Consider the following 15,404-nt stretch of genomic DNA (forward strand, 5'->3'; position numbering starts at 1 on the left):
TCGCTTCGACACGCGGATTAATATGTATTACGACCTAATGGATGATGAATAATATATTGGACATTCTCTAAGAGAAACTGCATTCTTGCCCACCTGAGCCGGACTGCGCCGATGCAGCGCGCCGCGCCGCCCCACAGTCAACCAGTCGATAGATGGAGTCCCCCATGTCGTACAACCGCCGCTCGAAGAACATCACGCAAGGCGTGGCCCGTTCGCCGAACCGCTCGATGTATTACGCGCTCGGCTATCAAAAGGACGATTTCGACAAGCCGATGATCGGCATCGCGAATGGCCACTCGACGATCACGCCGTGCAACGCGGGCCTGCAGCGCCTGTCGGACGCCGCGGTCGCGGCCGTGAAGGCGGCCGACGCGAACCCGCAGATCTTCGGCACGCCGACGATCTCGGACGGCATGTCGATGGGCACCGAAGGGATGAAATATTCGCTCGTGTCGCGCGAAGTGATCGCCGACTGCATCGAGACCTGCGTGCAAGGCCAGTGGATGGACGGCGTCGTCGTCGTGGGCGGCTGCGACAAGAACATGCCGGGCGGCATGATCGCGCTCGCGCGGATCAACGTGCCGGGCATCTACGTGTACGGCGGCACGATCCGCCCGGGCCGCTGGAAAGGCCGCGACCTGACGATCGTGTCGTCGTTCGAGGCGGTCGGCGAGTTCACCGCGGGGCGCATGTCGCAGGAAGATTTCGAAGGGGTCGAAAAGAACGCGTGCCCGACGACGGGCTCGTGCGGCGGGATGTACACCGCAAACACGATGAGCTCGTCGTTCGAGGCGCTCGGCATGTCGCTGCTGTATTCGTCGACGATGGCGAATCCCGATCAGGAAAAGGTCGACTCGGCCGCCGAATCGGCGCGTGTGCTCGTCGAAGCGGTGAAGAAGGACCTGAAGCCGCGCGACATCATCACGAAGAAGTCGATCGAGAACGCGGTGTCGGTGATCATGGCGACGGGCGGCTCGACGAACGCGGTGCTGCACTATCTCGCGATCGCGCACGCGGCCGAGATCGACTGGTCGATCGAAGACTTCGAACGCATCCGCAAGCGCGTGCCGGTGATCTGCGACCTGAAGCCGTCGGGCCAGTATGTCGCGACGGATCTGCACGCGGCGGGCGGCATTCCGCAAGTAATGAAGATCCTGCTCGACGCAGGCCTGCTGCACGGCGATTGCGTGACGATCACGGGCCGCACGATGGCCGAAGAGCTGAAGGACGTGCCGAGCGTGCCGCGCGCCGACCAGAAGGTGATTTACCCGATCGCCGACGCGCTGTACAAGGAAGGCCACCTCGCGATCCTCAAGGGCAATCTCGCCGAAGACGGCGCGGTCGCGAAGATCACCGGCCTGAAGAATCCGGTCATCACCGGCCCGGCCCGCGTGTTCGACGACGAGCAGAGCGCGCTGCAGGCGATCCTCGACGACAAGATCAGCGCGGGCGACGTCGTCGTGCTGCGCTACCTCGGCCCGCAGGGCGGCCCGGGGATGCCGGAAATGCTCGCGCCGACGTCGGCGATCATCGGCAAGGGCCTCGGCGAATCGGTCGGCCTCATCACCGACGGCCGCTTCTCGGGCGGCACGTGGGGGATGGTGGTCGGCCACGTCGCGCCGGAAGCGTTCGTCGGCGGCACGATCGCGCTCGTTCAGGAAGGCGACTCGATCACGATCGACGCGCACAAGCTGCTGCTGCAATTGAACGTCGACGACGCCGAGCTGGCGCGCCGCCGCGCCGCGTGGAAGCAGCCGACGCCGCGTTACACGCGCGGCGTGCTCGCGAAGTATGCGGCGCTCGCCCGCCCGGCGAACAAGGGCGCGGTGACGGGCTGACGCGCGTACGCGCGCCGGACCGGGGTCCGGCGCGCGATGCACCTCGCATCGCGAAGCCATGGCGACGCGACGGCAACGCGACAAAAAGCAACAAGACGACGAAGGGGGCGCGACGTACTCGCGCCCCCTTTCCTCTTATAATGCGCGCACCGCCAAGCCGGACGCTGCTCCGGCGGAGACCAGCATGAACAGAACGACCTTGTGCCTGATGGCAATCGTGTTCGTTGCTGCGGCCGCACATGCGGATGCGCAGCAGGCCGATGGGCTCACGCTCGCGCAACGCAAGAACTGCATGGCATGCCATGCAATCGACAAGACTTTGATGGGACCGTCGTTCCACGCGATCGCCGACAAATATGCGGCGCGCGGCGACGCCGCCGGCTATCTCGCGCAGACGATCGTCAAGGGCAGCGTCGGCGTGTGGGGCAACGTGCCGATGCCCGCGAACACGCAACTGACGAGCGCCGAAGCCGGCACGCTCGCGCATTGGGTACTGACGCTCAAGTAAGCCGCATGGAAAGACGAGACGCCGACGACGGCGTCTCGCGCATGATTGCGCGCAGGTGGCGCACGCAACGCGCCACCTGCGCGCCGCGTCTCACGCCCCCGTGCGGCGCAGCGCGGCTGACGAGCCGCCCCGGCCCTCCGTCATGCAGCGGCGTTGCCGTTGTTACCGTGCTCGTTGCGACGGGCGAGCGCCGCGCCGACTTCCTCCGTTACCCAGCCCGCCACCTCGGTTTCCAGCGCAAGCGCGACCTCGCGCGCGATCTGGCCGACGAGCCAGCCCGCATGGTCCTGCAGCGCGTCGCGGCATCGCGCCTCGATGAGGCCGCGCCCCTCGCCCGTCAGATAGTTGGTCATCCGGCTCTTCAGCCGCTCGGCGATCTGCCGCGCCTCGAGGTCCGCGCCAAGCGACGGCGCGGCGTGCGCCGCATCGGGTGCCGACGACGGTAGTGCAGCGGGCGGCGCAAGATCCGCCGCAGGATGCGCGGCGGGCAATTCGTCCCCGTACGTCGCGGGCGCCGCATACGCTGTCGGCAGCTCGGCCGCGAGCGCATCGGGCGTCGGCACGAACGGCGGCTCGACGTGCGTCGGCGCGCGCAACGCGTCGACGAGCCTCGGCGACGCGTCGCGCGCCGCGGGCTCGGCCGCGCGCGCCTCGTCGACGGTACCCGCCGCACCCGCCGCCGCGCCCGCCTGCGCGCGCCCGGCGACGGGCTGCCGCGCGAGCGCCGGATTGCCGGGCACGAGCACGTCGGTCAGCACGGGAATCGACGATTCGTTGGCTTCGACCACGGTTGTCCTCCGTCCGCTCGGGCTAGCCGCCCTGCTTGTGGTTGTTGAGCGCGTAGCCGCGGTCGCGGTAGAACCGGTACCGCTCGCGTCCGGCCGCGAGCTCGTCGGGCGCGTTGCCGACCACTTCGAGCAGCCGCTCGAAGCGCGCGAACTGCGCCGGCACGTCCGCGCCTAGGTTCAGCAGGATTCCATGATGCGGCGCGCGCTCGAGATCCGCGGTCAACACGATCGGCGTATTCGCCGCGTGTGCGTTGTCGATCGCGCAATGCGGAATGAAATCGAGCGGCGAGAACGTCCACAGACGCTCGTCGAGCGCGCGCAGCCGCGCGGGCTCCGCGCACACGACAACGGGCTGCCCCGCCTGATACGCCTTGCGCAGCAGCCGGCACGCGTACGCGAGCGAATCGCCGACGTTCGTATGGAAGTCGATGCGCGTCATCGCTCGCCGCGCCCCGCCATGCCGGTCGTCGAACCCCGCGCCATCACGCGCCGGCGCGATCGATCAGGAACTGCGCGAGGAGCGGCACGGGGCGGCCCGTCGCCCCCTTCGCCGCACCGCTCTTCCACGCGGTGCCCGCGATGTCGAGGTGCGCCCACGGATAGTTCTCCGCGAAGCGCGACAGGAAGCACGCAGCCGTCACGCTGCCGGCCGGACGGCCGCCGATGTTCGCGAGATCCGCGAAGTTCGACTTCAACTGATCCTGATACTCGTCGTCGAGCGGCAGGCGCCACGCCGGATCGCCCGCCTCGCGCGACGCGTCGAGCAGTTCGCCCGCGAGCGCGTCGTCCTTCGAGAAGAGGCCGGTGTTGTGGTGGCCGAGCGCGATGATGCACGCGCCCGTCAGCGTCGCGACGTCGATCACCGCGGCGGGCTTGAAGCGCTCCGCGTACGTGAGCGCGTCGCACAGGATGAGGCGCCCTTCCGCGTCGGTATTGAGCACCTCGATCGTCAGGCCCTTCATGCTCGTGACGATGTCGCCCGGCTTGTTCGCGTTGCCGGCCGGCATGTTCTCGCAGGTCGGCACGATCGCGACGACGTTGATCTTCAGGCCCATTTCGGCGACCGCGCGGATCGTGCCGAGCACCGAGCCCGCGCCGCACATGTCGTACTTCATCTCGTCCATGCCTTCGCCCGGCTTCAGCGAAATGCCGCCCGAGTCGAACGTGATGCCCTTGCCGACGAGCACGACGGGCGCCGCCTTCGCGGCCGCGCCCTGATACTGCAGCACGATGAATTGCGGCGGCTCGATCGAGCCCTTCGCGACCGACAGGAACGAGCCCATCTTGAGCGCCTGGACCTGCTTCATGCCCAGCACGTCGACCTTCAGGCCCCAGTCCTTCGCGAGCTTCTTCGCGGTGGTCGCGAGGTAGGCCGGCGTGCAGACGTTGCCCGGCAGGTTGCCGAGGTCGCGCGTCAGGTCCATCCCGTTCGCGAGCGCGACGGCCCGCTTCGCGGCGACCTTCGCCGCCTTGTCGTCGGCCGGATCGACGCTGAACACGATGCGCTTGAGCGCCTGCGCGCTCGCGTCCGGCTTGCTCTTCATCTGCGAGAACTTGTACGTCTCATTGCGCAGCGCGAGAATCGCCGCGCGCACGCCCCAGTCGGACGCGCGCTCGGGCACGGACAGCTGCGCGAGCGTGAACGTGACCTGGACCGCCTTCGTGCCGAGCAGCGCGCGCCACGCGGCCTTGACGGCGTCGTTGTAGGCTTTCTGGCTGAAAGCATCCTGCTTGCCCAGGCCGACGAGCAGCACGCGCGACGCGCCGATGCCCGAAACCTCGTGCAAGAACAAGGTTTTGCCGAGCTTGCCGTCCATGTCGCCTGCCTTGATGACGCGCGAGACGAGGCCCTTCGTCGCTTCGTCGATGTCGAGCGCCGCGCCGGACAAGGTTTGCGCCTCGAACACGCCGAGTACGATGCAGTCGGATTTCCCCGTCAGGAAGCCGTTCGCCGTGCCTTTGCTCCAATCACAGCCTTTTATGCTAAAGTCCATCGCGCTTGTCCTCGGATAAAATCTGGGCTAAGGATGAAAGCCGCAATTATCCGCTATTTTTCCCGTGCGGCGTGAGCGCCCCCCACTCGTGCGCTGTTTCCCGCCCTCTTCGCATCAATAATGATCTTCGAACGCTCCCTCCAGCGCGAGCTTGCGTACACCGCCGGCGCCGTTTTCATGGTGCTGCTCACGATCATGCTGACGTCGATGATGATTCGCATCGTCGGCTACGCCGCGTCCGGCGAGGTGAACCCGAAGGACGTGCTCGTCCTGATCGGCCTCACCGTGATCGGCTATCTCGCGATGATCCTCGTCGGCACGCTGTTCGTGTCGATCCTGTTCGTGCTCACGCGCTGGTACAAGGATTCCGAAATGGTCGTCTGGCTCGCGTCCGGCGTGAGCCTCACGCGGCTCATCAAGCCGATCGGCGTGTTCGCGACGCCGATCGTGCTCCTGATCGCCTTCTTCGCCTTCGTCGGCTGGCCGTGGTCGAACCAGCAGAGCAAGCTCATCAAGGCGCGCTTCCAGCAGCGCGACGAGGTGTCCTTGCTCGCGCCCGGCCAGTTCCGCGAGTCCGCCGCGAACCACCGCGTGTTCTTCATCGAGAAGATGTCGCCCGACCAGGCCAAGGTGCAGAATGTGTTCGTCACGACGACCGAGCACGGCAAGGTGAACGTCGTCGTGTCGCAGACAGGCCACACCGAGACGATGAAGAACGGCGACCGCTTCATCGTGCTCGAGGACGGCCGCCGCTACGACGGCGTGCCGGGCCAGCCGAACTTCAAGATCATGGAGTTCGAGCGCTACGGCGTGAAGATCCAGAGCAAGCAGATCGTCAGCCAGCCGACGACGACGGGCACGTCGACGATCGACCTGCTGCGCAATCCGACCAACCAGAATCTCGCCGAATTCGCATGGCGCGCCGGGCTGCCGCTCATCGCGATCAACCTGATGATCCTCGCGATCCCGCTCGCGTATCAGAACCCGCGCCGCGGCCGGACCGTGAACCTCGTGATGGCCGTGCTGATCTACCTCACCTATTCGAACCTGCTGAACGTCGTCCAATCGCAAATGGAACGGGGCAAGATCCCGTTCGGCATCGGACTGATCGGGCTGCACGTCGTCGTCGCCGGAGTCGTCGCGTTCCTGTTCTGGCTGCGCGTGCGCAACAGGCCGTTGTTCTCGCGCGCCGCGTTCGGCCGATCGCAGGGGGTCTGACCGATGCGCCTCTACGAGAAATACTTCGCGCGGCAGATCTACATCACGTTCGTCTTCGTGCTGTTCGCGTTCTCCGGCCTCTTCTTCTTCTTCGACCTGATCAGCGAGCTGAACTCGGTCGGCCACGGCAACTACAAGTTCGGCTACGCGGTGCTGCGCGTCGCGCTGCAGGCGCCGTCGCGCTTCTACGAAATCATCCCGGTCGCGGCGCTGATCAGCTCGATCTACGTGTTCGCGCAGATGGCCGCGAACTCCGAATTCACGATCTTCCGCGTGTCCGGCCTCGCGACGAACCAGGCGCTGCGCTCGCTCATCAAGATCGGCGTGCCGATCGTCATCGCGACCTACCTGATCGGCGAATTCATCGGCCCGTACTCGGACCAGTTGTCCGAGCGCGTGCGGCTCGAGGCGCTCGGCTCGTCGGTATCGACGAACTTCGCATCGGGCGTCTGGGTGAAGGACACGCTGACCGCGCGCGACAACGGCGAGCCCGTCACGCGCTTCGTCAACGTCGGCCAGCTGTCGCCCGATTCGACGATCAGCGACGTGCGGATCTACGAGTTCGATTCGAAGTTCAATCTGCAGAACGTGCGGATCGCGAAGCGCGGCCGCTATCAGCCACCCGGCCACTGGCTGCTGACGGACGTCACCGACACGCGGCTCACGAACCTGCCTGGCGCGGGCAGCCAGCCGGCCGACGCGCTGAATCCCGTCTACCGCGCGCAGCAGGTCACGCTGCCGCAGTATTCGCTGCGCTCGGACCTGACGCCGCAGATCCTGTCGGTGCTGCTCGTGTCGCCCGAGCGGATGTCGCTCTTCAACCTGTTCCGCTACATCCAGCACCTGAAGGAAAATCAGCAGGACACGCAGCGCTACGACATCGCGCTGTGGCGCAAGCTGCTGTATCCGTTCGCGGTATTCGTGATGCTCGTGCTGTCGCTGCCGTTCGCGTATCTGCATACGCGCGCGGGCGTCGTCGGCGTGAAGGTGTTCGGCGGGATCATGCTCGGGATGAGCTTCCAACTCTTCAACACGCTGTTCTCGCATATCGGCACGCTGAACACGTGGCCCGCGCCGCTGACGGCCGCGCTGCCCGGCTGCATCTATCTGGCGCTCGGCCTCTTCGCGCTGAAGTGGGTCGACCGGCACTGAGCGCGTGCGCGCGTCATCGGAGGGCGCGATGAACAAACACGGAATCGTCCTTTTCGGCCATGGCGCGCGCGACGCGCGCTGGGCCGAGCCGTTCGAACGCCTCGCGGCGAAGCTGCGCGCGGCGCGCGGCGCCGATGCGCCCGTCATGCTCGCGTTCCTCGAATTGATGGAGCCGTCGCTGATCGGCGCGACGGCCGGGCTCGCCGCGCAGGGCTGCGGCACGATCACCGTGGTACCCGTGTTCTTCGGCCAGGGCGGCCACATTCGCCGCGATCTGCCGCAGTTGATCGACGCGTGCCGCGCCGCGCATCCGGCCATCGACATCCGCTGCGTGACGGCCGTCGGCGAAAACGACGCGGTGCTCGACGCGATCGTCGCATACTGCCTGCAGCAAAGCGCCGGTCCCGCGCGTTGACCGCGCCCCCGCTTCCGATTGCGGCCGCCGACGCCGCACAGTGACGTAAAAAAAACGCCGGCTCGTTGCCGGCGTTTCGTTTGGGCCTGCTGTTTCTCGTCGATTCAGCGTGGCGGCGCAAGCCGCTTTCAGGCCGCGTTGCGCATCCCGTCCTTGCTCTCGCCCGATTCGTCGCCCGCAAGCCGCACACGCTCCGCGAACGCCTCGCCAATCATCAGAAGACTCGGCTGCGCCGGATCGAGCCACGCTTGCGCCGCGCCCGCCGCCATATCGGCGAGCGTGAGCGTCAGCGTGCGCTCGCGCGGCGTGCTGCATGCCTCGACGATCGCGACGGGCGTCGCGCCCGCGCGGCCCGCGTCGATCAGTTGCTGCGCGATCCCGGCCGCGCTGTCGCGGCCCATGTAGTAGACGAGCGAATCCGCGTTCACCTGCTCGCGGATTTCATCGCTGCCGGGCGCGCGGCTCTTTGTCGCAAACGCGACGCTGCGCGCGACGCCGCGCAGCGTCAACGAGCGCTTGAGCGTCGCGGCGCTCGCGAGCGCCGCGGTGATGCCCGGCACGACTTCGTAGTCGATGCCGGCCGCTTCGAGCGCGCGCATCTCCTCGTCCGCGCGGCCGAACAGCATCGGATCGCCGCCCTTCAGCCGCACGACGACCGCGTGCTCGCGTGCCGCGTCGACGATCTGCTTGTTGATGAAGTGCTGCGCGCTCGAGCGCTGCCCGCAGCGCTTGCCGACCGCGATCTTCCGCGCGCGCGGCGCGTAATCGAGCATCGCCGGCTCGACGAGCGCGTCGTGCAGCACGACATCGGCTTCGCCGAGCAGACGCGCGCCGCGCACCGTGATGAGGTCCGCCGCGCCCGGCCCCGCGCCGATCAGATACACCTTACCCATTTGCATCGATCCCTTTCGTGCACGTGTGCCGGCCGGCGCCGCCGATGCGGCGCGCGACGTCACGCGGAAAACGCACGAATCATACCCGCTGCGACCGTATGATGGGTCGCCTCGTCGATCAGCACGAACGCGCCCGTGCCCGGGTGCGCGTCATACGTGTCGCAGACGATCGGCTTTTGCAGCGTCAGCGCGACGCGGCCGATGTCGTTCATCTTCAGATCGTGGCGGTCGGTCGCGTGCGACAGCGTGTGCACGTCGAGCACCTGCTTGACCGCGCCGATCTTCGTGAACACCGTGCTCGTCGTCTGCTTCAGCAAATACTTGCGTTGCGGCGACAGCGGCGTCTCGTCGAACCAGCAGAGATCCGCCTCGAGCTTCTTCGCCGGCTCGACGGGCGCCGCGCGCGGCACGAACGTATCGCCGCGCGACACGTCGACGTCTTCCGCGAGTCGGATCGTCACCGTCTGGCCCGCGAACGCGTGCCCGACCGACGCCGTGCCGCCCGGCACCGGCGCGACGATCTCGGCGACCGTCGCGTCGCGATTCGACGGCAGCACGACGATCTCGTCGCCGACCTTCACCTCGCCCGCTTCGATGCGGCCCATGTAGCCGCGGAAATCGTCGGCCGAGCTGCCGTCCTGGCGCGCGACCCATTGCACCGGGAAGCGCAGCGCGTCGCCCGCCTGCGTCTCGACGGGCAGCGCCTCGAGCACGTTCAGGAGCGGCTCGTCCGCGTACCACGGCATCCGCTCGCTCGCCGCGACGATGTTGTCGCCCTTCAGCGCCGACACCGGCACGAAGCGCACGTCGGTCAAGCCGAGCTGCTGCGCGAGCTTCACGTACGCATCGCGGATCTCGTTGAAGCGCGTCTCGCTGTAATCGACGAGATCCATCTTGTTGATCGCGACGATCACGTGCTGCAGGTCGAGCAGCTTGACGATCGCGCTGTGGCGCTTCGTCTGCGGCAGCAGTTGCGCGGCGCCGTCTTCGAACGTCACGCGCGTCGCGTCGATCAGGATGATCGCCGCATGCGCGGTCGACGCGCCCGTCACCATGTTGCGCGTGTACTGCTCGTGGCCCGGCGTGTCGGCGATGATGAACTTGCGCTTCGCGGTCGCGAAGTAGCGGTACGCGACGTCGATCGTGATGCCCTGCTCGCGCTCGGCCTCGAGACCGTCCGTCAACAGCGCGAGATCGAGCTCGTCGCCGACCGTGCGCTTGTTCTTCGCGCGCGACAGCGCCGACAGCTGGTCGGACAGCACCGCCTTGCTGTCATAGAGCAGGCGGCCGATCAGCGTGCTCTTGCCGTCGTCGACGCTGCCCGCCGTGATGAAGCGCAGCACGCCGAGGTCTTCGTTGTTGTCGATGATGCTCATGATGTGGATGTCCTCGCGTGCTTCAGAAATAGCCCTGCTTCTTGCGCTGCTCCATCGCGGCTTCGGACGTCTGGTCGTCCATCCGCGTCGCGCCGCGCTCGGTGATCTCGGTCACCGCCGTCTCGGCGATGATCTTCTCGACGTCGTCCGCGTCGCTCTCGACCGGGCACGTGCACGAGATGTCGCCGACCGTGCGAAAGCGCACGAGCGCCGCTTCGCTCGTCTCGCCCTCGCGCATCGGCGTGAGCGGCGTGACCGGCACGAGCAGGCCGTTGCGGCGCACGATCTCGCGGCGGTGCGCGTAGTAGATCGACGGCAGTTCGAGCTTCTCGCGAGCGATGTACTGCCACACGTCGAGCTCGGTCCAGTTCGAGATCGGGAACACGCGCAGGTGCTCGCCGCGGTGCAGGCGCGCGTTGAAGAGGCTCCACAGTTCCGGGCGCTGCGCCTTCGGGTCCCATTGGCCGAATTCGTCGCGGAACGAGAAGATCCGCTCCTTCGCGCGCGCCTTCTCCTCGTCGCGGCGCGCGCCGCCGATCATCGCGGTATAGCCGTGCTGCTCGATCGTCTCGAGCAGCGTGACGGCCTGCGCGGCGTTGCGCGAATCGGTTTCGCGGCGCAGCACCACAGTGCCGCGCCTGATCGAATCCTCGACGTGGCCGACAACGAGTTCCGCGCCGATTTCCGCCGCGCGGCGGTCGCGGAAGTCGATCACCTCGTCGTAGTTGTGGCCCGTATCGATGTGCACGAGCGGGAACGGCAGCGACGTCTTGCGGTTCGCGCCGAGCCCGAACGCCTTCAGCGCGAGATGCAGCACGACGACCGAATCCTTGCCGCCCGAGAACAGCAGCGCGGGCTTGCTGCACTCGGCGACGAGCTCGCGCAGAATGTGGATCGACTCGGCCTCGAGCCAGTCGAGGTGGCCCATCCGGCTGGACGACGCGCCGGCGGGCGGGGCAAAAGCGGATTGTTCGAGCGTCGTGCTCATGATTACGGTCCTTGTCTGGGTTTGTGCCGCCGGGCTGACCGGCGGCGCAGCAATCTGGCTATCTTATTATGTGCCGGCTCCGCTCAGGCGGAGGCGGGGGTGGATTCGGCACCGGCGGACGGCACGGGCGTGATCGTGATGTGCAGCCCGCATTCCTTCGTGTCGCGCGACTCCCACCACCAGCGGCCCGCGCGGCTGTCCTCGCCGGGACGGATCGCGCGCGTGCACGGCTCGCAGCCGATGCTCGGGTAGCCGCGCGCGTGCAGCGGATTGACAGGCACATCGAACGCCTTCAGGTATGCCCACACGTCGCTTTCCGCCCAGTCGGCGAGCGGATTGTATTTCGCGATCCCGCGCGCGGCGTCGTGTTCTTCCTCGTGAAGCTCGGCGCGCGTGACCGACTGCTCGCGCCGCTGGCCCGTCACCCAGGCTTCGACGCCCGCGAGCGCACGGTTGAGCGGCTCGACCTTGCGGATCTCGCAGCAGCGCTTGCGCAGCTCGACGCTGTCGTAGAACGCGTTCAGGCCGTGCTCGGCGACGTATTGGTCGACCGCGTCCTGCTGCGGACGGAATTGCTCGATCTCGTAGCCGTAGCGCTCGCGCACGCGGTCGATCATGCCGACCGTCTCCGCATGCAGGCGGCCCGTGTTCAGCGAGAAGATGCCGATCGCCACGCCCTTCGACAGGATCGCGTGCGTGACGAGCATGTCTTCCGCCGCAAGGCTGCTCGCGAACTTGACATTCGGATGACGCTCGGCGATCTGCGCGAGCAGCGCATCGAGCCGTTCGATCTTCGCGCTCAACTCGGGCGTGAGCGCGGATGCCGTCGCGCCGCTCATGCGCTCACCCCGCTCGCCGCGCGGCGGCGAAAGAGCGGCGCCGGGTTGTCGACCGCGCCCTGATAGCGCTGTGAGAACTCGCCGAACGCGTTCAGCGCATCGTGGATGTTCTTGTCCGCGCGCACCGCGAACGCATCGAAGCCGCAGCGCGACATGTAGAGAAGCTGGTCGCGCAGCACGTCGCCGATCGCGCGCAGTTCGCCCTTCCAGCCGTAGCGCTCGCGCAAGAGGCGCGCGATGCTGTAGCCGCGGCCATCCGCGAAGCGCGGGAAATCGACGCCGATCACCGCAATGCGGTCGAAGTCGGCGACGAGATCGGCGGGCTCGCTGTCGGGCGCAAGCCACACGCCGAGCGCGTCCTTCGTCTTCGCGGCGACGAGCGCCTCGCGCTCCGCCTGCCACAGCGCGAACGGCACGAGCACGTTGCCGGCCGGCAGCGCGCCGACCGCGGGCAGCGCACCGTCTTCGGCCACGCGCACGACCAGCCATGCGTCGTCGACCACTTCGCGATTCTTGATAATCAAAGCCATCTGCAGATTCCTCTACGCTGGGTTACGCGTGCGCGGTCTGGCGCGCCGCGTAGACGCGCTCCTTGAACGGCGCGATGCCGATGCGGTCGTACGTGTCGATGAAGCGCTCGCCGTCGACACGCGCTTCGACGAACGTGTCGATCAGCTTCGAGATCACGTCCGGCACCTCTTCCGCGGAGAACGACGGGCCGATCACGCGGGCGAGACGCGCGCCGCCCGCGCCCGTCCCCTGCTCGCCGCCGAGCGACACTTGGTACCACTCGGCGCCGTCCTTGTCGACGCCGAGAATGCCGATGTTGCCGACGTGGTGATGCCCGCACGAATTGATGCAGCCCGAGATGTTGAGCGACAAGTCGCCCAGGTCGTACACGTAGTCGAGATCGTCGAAGCGCTGCTGGATCGCGAGCGCGATCGGGATCGACTTCGCGTTCGCGAGCGAGCAGAAATCGCCGCCCGGGCACGCGATGATGTCGGTCAGGAGGCCGACGTTCGGCGTCGCGAAGCCGGCCGCCTTCGCCTTCTCCCACACCGCGAACAGGTCGCGCTTCTTCACGTTCGCGAGGATCAGGTTCTGCTCGTGCGACACGCGCAGCTCGCCGAACGAGTATGCGTCGGCCCAGTCGGCGACCTGCTCCATCTGCTCCGCGCTCGCGTCGCCCGGCGCGACGCGGTGGTTCTTCAGCGACAGCGTGACGGCCGCGTAGCCCGGCACCTTGTGCGGCGCGACGTTGCGCTCGACCCAGCGCGCGAACGCCTTGCTCTCGAGCAGATGCTGCTCGAACGACGCATCGGTGTCGGCGAGCTTTTCATAGACGGGCGGCTGGAAATACTGCGACACGCGATCGAGCTCATCGTGCGTGAGCGTCGACGGGCCGTCCTTCAGATGCTGCCATTCCTCTTCGACCTGTTGCGAGAACTTCGCGGGCGACAGCGCCTTCACGAGGATCTTGATCCGCGCCTTGTACAGGTTGTCGCGTCGGCCGTAGCGGTTGTACACGCGCAGCACCGCTTCGCAATAAGTGAGGAGGTGCTGCCACGGCAGGTTCTCGCGGATAATCGCCCCGACGATCGGCGTGCGGCCGAGGCCGCCGCCTGCGAGGATGCTCGCGACCACTTCGCCCGCTTCGCTCTTCTTCAGGTAGACGCCGAGATCGTGGATCTGCACGGCCGCGCGATCGAGCTTCGAGCCCGACACGGCGATCTTGAACTTGCGCGGCAGCCATGCGAATTCGGGATGGAACGTCGACCACTGGCGCAGGATCTCGGCCCACGGACGCGGATCGATTTCCTCGTCGTACGCGACGCCCGCGAACTGGTCGGCGGTGATGTTGCGGATGCAGTTGCCCGACGTCTGGATCGCGTGCATCTGCACCGAAGCCAGCTTCGCGAGGATCTCGGGCGTTTCCTCGAGCTGCACCCAGTTGAACTGGATGTTCGAGCGCGTCGAGAAGTGGCCGTAGCCGCGGTCGTGCTCGCGCGCGATGCGGGCGAGCATGCGCAACTGATCGCTACGAAGATTGCCGTACGGAATCGCGATGCGGTGCATGTAGGCGTGGCGCTGCATGTACAGGCCGTTCTGCAGCCGCAGCGGACGGAACTCGTCCTCGCTCAATTCGCCGGACAAGCGGCGGCGGACCTGGTCGCGGTACTGCGCGACACGCTCGTCGACGATCGTTTGATCGTACTGATCGTACTGGTACATTCGGGGACCCCAGGGTTTGCTCGATATGACCGCGCGGCGTCCTAGCCACGCCGCGCCCGAATCCTGCACCGCCTGCACCGAGCCGACCATCCGCCCGGCCGCTCATTTGCTAATGACGATTACAGATATCCATATTTGAAAAACACCGGGGAATCGTAATAAACTCTCTTTATATTTCAAACGACTAAAAAATTCTGTTGATATGCGGAAGGGTTATAAATGAACCTGCACCAATTTCGCTTCGTGCGCGAGGCCGTCCGCCAGAATTTCAACCTCACGGAAGCCGCGAAGGCGCTGTACACGTCGCAGCCGGGAGTTTCGAAAGCCATCATCGAGCTCGAGGACGAGCTCGGCGTCGAGATCTTCACGCGCCACGGCAAACGCGTGCGCTCGCTGACCGAGCCTGGACGGATCATCCTCGCGTCGGTCGAGCGGATCCTCCAGGAGGTTGAGAGTCTTAAAAGGGTCGGAAAAGATTACGCGGCGCAGGACCAGGGCAATCTGACGATCGCGGCGACACACACGCAGGCCCGCTATTCGCTGCCCGCCGCGATCGCCGAGTTCAAGAAGCGCTTCCCGAAGGTCCATCTGTCGATCCTGCAAGGCAGCCCGACCCAGGTCGCCGAAATGGTGATCCACGACCAGGCGGACCTCGCGATCGCGACCGAGGCGATCGCCGACTACAAGGAGCTCGTGTCGCTGCCGTGCTTCCAGTGGCACCACGCGGCCGTCGTGCCGGCCGACCACCCGCTCCTCGAGCGCAAGCCGCTGTCGCTCGACGATCTGGCGCAGTTCCCGCTCATCACGTACGACGACGCGTTCGCGGGCCGCAAGAAGATCAACCAGGCGTTTGCGCTGCATCGCCTCACGCCCGACATCGTGCTCGAGGCAATCGACGCGGACGTGATCAAGACCTACGTCGAGCTCGGGCTCGGCGTCGGCATCATGGCCGACATCGCGTTCAATCCGGAGCGCGACCGCAACCTGCGCGCGATCCCGGTCGGGCATCTGTTCGGCAGCAACGTGACGCGGGTCGCGCTCAAGCAGGGCGCGTATCTGCGCGGCTATATCTATACGCTCGTCGAGCTGCTGTCGCCGACGCTCAACCGCAAGCTCGTCGAGACCGCGCTCAAGGGCGAGGCCGAGACCTACGAGCTGTGACG

Annotated in this window: 15 protein-coding genes; 6 read left to right on the forward strand and 9 right to left on the reverse strand. The window is 66.7% G+C overall.

Translation table 11 applies throughout. The annotated features are described in order from the left end of the window. Positions 1–164: 164 nt before the first annotated feature. Positions 165–1,838 carry a dihydroxy-acid dehydratase gene (gene ilvD, locus WS69_RS02380; RefSeq protein WP_059469221.1) on the forward strand — a complete coding sequence of 558 codons (1,674 nt, stop codon included), beginning with the start codon at positions 165–167 and terminating at the stop codon, positions 1,836–1,838. Between the two features lie 184 nt (positions 1,839–2,022). Beyond that, positions 2,023–2,346, forward strand: coding sequence for a c-type cytochrome (locus WS69_RS02385; RefSeq protein WP_059469295.1), 324 nt, complete (start codon positions 2,023–2,025; stop codon positions 2,344–2,346). Positions 2,347–2,486: 140 nt separating this feature from the next. On the opposite strand, the gene WS69_RS02390 is transcribed toward WS69_RS02385, so the two are convergent. The 3 genes from WS69_RS02390 to WS69_RS02400 are packed head-to-tail and all read right to left on the reverse strand — an operon-like array spanning position 2,487 to position 5,128. Next, the gene (locus tag WS69_RS02390) at positions 2,487–3,134 is read right to left on the reverse strand and encodes a DUF2486 family protein (RefSeq protein ID WP_059469222.1); all 648 of its coding nucleotides are present in this window, start codon (positions 3,132–3,134) and stop codon (positions 2,487–2,489) included. A gap of 22 nt (positions 3,135–3,156) precedes the next feature. Next, entirely contained in the window at positions 3,157–3,573 is a 417-nt protein-coding gene (locus WS69_RS02395) for a DNA polymerase III subunit chi (RefSeq protein WP_059469223.1), read from the reverse strand. A 43-nt stretch (positions 3,574–3,616) separates the two neighbouring features. Further along, positions 3,617–5,128 (reverse strand): leucyl aminopeptidase, encoded by a 1,512-nt coding sequence (locus WS69_RS02400; protein ID WP_059469224.1) that lies wholly within the window; start codon positions 5,126–5,128, stop codon positions 3,617–3,619. Between the two features lie 120 nt (positions 5,129–5,248). Between WS69_RS02400 and lptF the strand changes: the two genes are divergently transcribed. Genes lptF through WS69_RS02415 form a run of 3 tightly spaced genes read left to right on the forward strand, consistent with a single transcriptional unit; the run spans position 5,249 to position 7,913 of the window. Next, the gene (gene lptF / locus WS69_RS02405) at positions 5,249–6,346 is read left to right on the forward strand and encodes an LPS export ABC transporter permease LptF (protein WP_059469225.1); all 1,098 of its coding nucleotides are present in this window, start codon (positions 5,249–5,251) and stop codon (positions 6,344–6,346) included. Between the two features lie 3 nt (positions 6,347–6,349). Beyond that, positions 6,350–7,498, forward strand: coding sequence for an LPS export ABC transporter permease LptG (gene lptG, locus WS69_RS02410; protein ID WP_059469226.1), 1,149 nt, complete (start codon positions 6,350–6,352; stop codon positions 7,496–7,498). Positions 7,499–7,526: 28 nt separating this feature from the next. Further along, complete coding sequence (locus WS69_RS02415; RefSeq protein WP_059469296.1) at positions 7,527–7,913, forward strand: sirohydrochlorin chelatase; 387 nt, start codon at positions 7,527–7,529, stop codon at positions 7,911–7,913. A 128-nt stretch (positions 7,914–8,041) separates the two neighbouring features. Here the strand turns inward: WS69_RS02415 and cobA are convergent, their stop codons facing one another. From cobA to WS69_RS02445, 6 genes are all read right to left on the reverse strand, one after another. Continuing rightward, positions 8,042–8,806: a uroporphyrinogen-III C-methyltransferase gene (gene cobA, locus WS69_RS02420; RefSeq protein ID WP_059469297.1), complete on the reverse strand. Its 765-nt coding sequence runs from the start codon at positions 8,804–8,806 to the stop codon at positions 8,042–8,044. 59 nt (positions 8,807–8,865) lie between these two features. Beyond that, positions 8,866–10,182, reverse strand: coding sequence for a sulfate adenylyltransferase subunit 1 (locus tag WS69_RS02425; RefSeq protein ID WP_059469227.1), 1,317 nt, complete (start codon positions 10,180–10,182; stop codon positions 8,866–8,868). A gap of 22 nt (positions 10,183–10,204) precedes the next feature. Beyond that, on the reverse strand, positions 10,205–11,170 hold the full coding sequence (cysD, locus tag WS69_RS02430) for a sulfate adenylyltransferase subunit CysD (RefSeq protein WP_059469228.1): 966 nt from the start codon (positions 11,168–11,170) through the stop codon (positions 10,205–10,207). A gap of 83 nt (positions 11,171–11,253) precedes the next feature. Then, the gene (locus WS69_RS02435) at positions 11,254–12,009 is read right to left on the reverse strand and encodes a phosphoadenylyl-sulfate reductase (protein ID WP_059469229.1); all 756 of its coding nucleotides are present in this window, start codon (positions 12,007–12,009) and stop codon (positions 11,254–11,256) included. Continuing rightward, positions 12,006–12,539 (reverse strand): DUF934 domain-containing protein, encoded by a 534-nt coding sequence (locus WS69_RS02440; protein WP_059469230.1) that lies wholly within the window; start codon positions 12,537–12,539, stop codon positions 12,006–12,008. Before WS69_RS02440 ends, WS69_RS02435 begins: the two co-directional genes overlap by 4 nt. Positions 12,540–12,561: 22 nt before the next feature. Continuing rightward, entirely contained in the window at positions 12,562–14,241 is a 1,680-nt protein-coding gene (locus WS69_RS02445) for a nitrite/sulfite reductase (protein ID WP_059469231.1), read from the reverse strand. A 219-nt stretch (positions 14,242–14,460) separates the two neighbouring features. Here WS69_RS02445 and WS69_RS02450 point away from each other — a divergent pair, with 219 nt between their 5' ends. Then, positions 14,461–15,402, forward strand: a complete 942-nt coding sequence (locus tag WS69_RS02450; RefSeq protein ID WP_006024855.1) for a CysB family HTH-type transcriptional regulator — start codon at positions 14,461–14,463, stop codon at positions 15,400–15,402. The last annotated feature ends 2 nt before the right edge of the window (positions 15,403–15,404 follow it).

Source organism: Burkholderia sp. BDU5, assembly GCF_001522845.1.
In the GTDB taxonomy this organism is placed as follows: Bacteria; Pseudomonadota; Gammaproteobacteria; order Burkholderiales; family Burkholderiaceae; genus Burkholderia; species Burkholderia mayonis.

What these genes read in the sequence shown, in the direction of transcription:
- WS69_RS02395 (WP_059469223.1), bottom strand. Translation starts at nt 3,573, where the DNA reads ATGACGCGCATCGACTTCCATACGAACGTCGGCGATTCGCTCGCGTAC.
- WS69_RS02440 (WP_059469230.1), bottom strand. Translation starts at nt 12,539, where the DNA reads ATGGCTTTGATTATCAAGAATCGCGAAGTGGTCGACGACGCATGGCTG.
- WS69_RS02415 (WP_059469296.1), top strand. Translation starts at nt 7,527, where the DNA reads ATGAACAAACACGGAATCGTCCTTTTCGGCCATGGCGCGCGCGACGCG.
- WS69_RS02400 (WP_059469224.1), bottom strand. Translation starts at nt 5,128, where the DNA reads ATGGACTTTAGCATAAAAGGCTGTGATTGGAGCAAAGGCACGGCGAAC.
- WS69_RS02445 (WP_059469231.1), bottom strand. Translation starts at nt 14,241, where the DNA reads ATGTACCAGTACGATCAGTACGATCAAACGATCGTCGACGAGCGTGTC.
- WS69_RS02425 (WP_059469227.1), bottom strand. Translation starts at nt 10,182, where the DNA reads ATGAGCATCATCGACAACAACGAAGACCTCGGCGTGCTGCGCTTCATC.
- WS69_RS02435 (WP_059469229.1), bottom strand. Translation starts at nt 12,009, where the DNA reads ATGAGCGGCGCGACGGCATCCGCGCTCACGCCCGAGTTGAGCGCGAAG.
- lptG (WP_059469226.1), top strand. Translation starts at nt 6,350, where the DNA reads ATGCGCCTCTACGAGAAATACTTCGCGCGGCAGATCTACATCACGTTC.
- cobA (WP_059469297.1), bottom strand. Translation starts at nt 8,806, where the DNA reads ATGGGTAAGGTGTATCTGATCGGCGCGGGGCCGGGCGCGGCGGACCTC.
- ilvD (WP_059469221.1), top strand. Translation starts at nt 165, where the DNA reads ATGTCGTACAACCGCCGCTCGAAGAACATCACGCAAGGCGTGGCCCGT.
- WS69_RS02450 (WP_006024855.1), top strand. Translation starts at nt 14,461, where the DNA reads ATGAACCTGCACCAATTTCGCTTCGTGCGCGAGGCCGTCCGCCAGAAT.
- WS69_RS02385 (WP_059469295.1), top strand. Translation starts at nt 2,023, where the DNA reads ATGAACAGAACGACCTTGTGCCTGATGGCAATCGTGTTCGTTGCTGCG.
- lptF (WP_059469225.1), top strand. Translation starts at nt 5,249, where the DNA reads ATGATCTTCGAACGCTCCCTCCAGCGCGAGCTTGCGTACACCGCCGGC.
- cysD (WP_059469228.1), bottom strand. Translation starts at nt 11,170, where the DNA reads ATGAGCACGACGCTCGAACAATCCGCTTTTGCCCCGCCCGCCGGCGCG.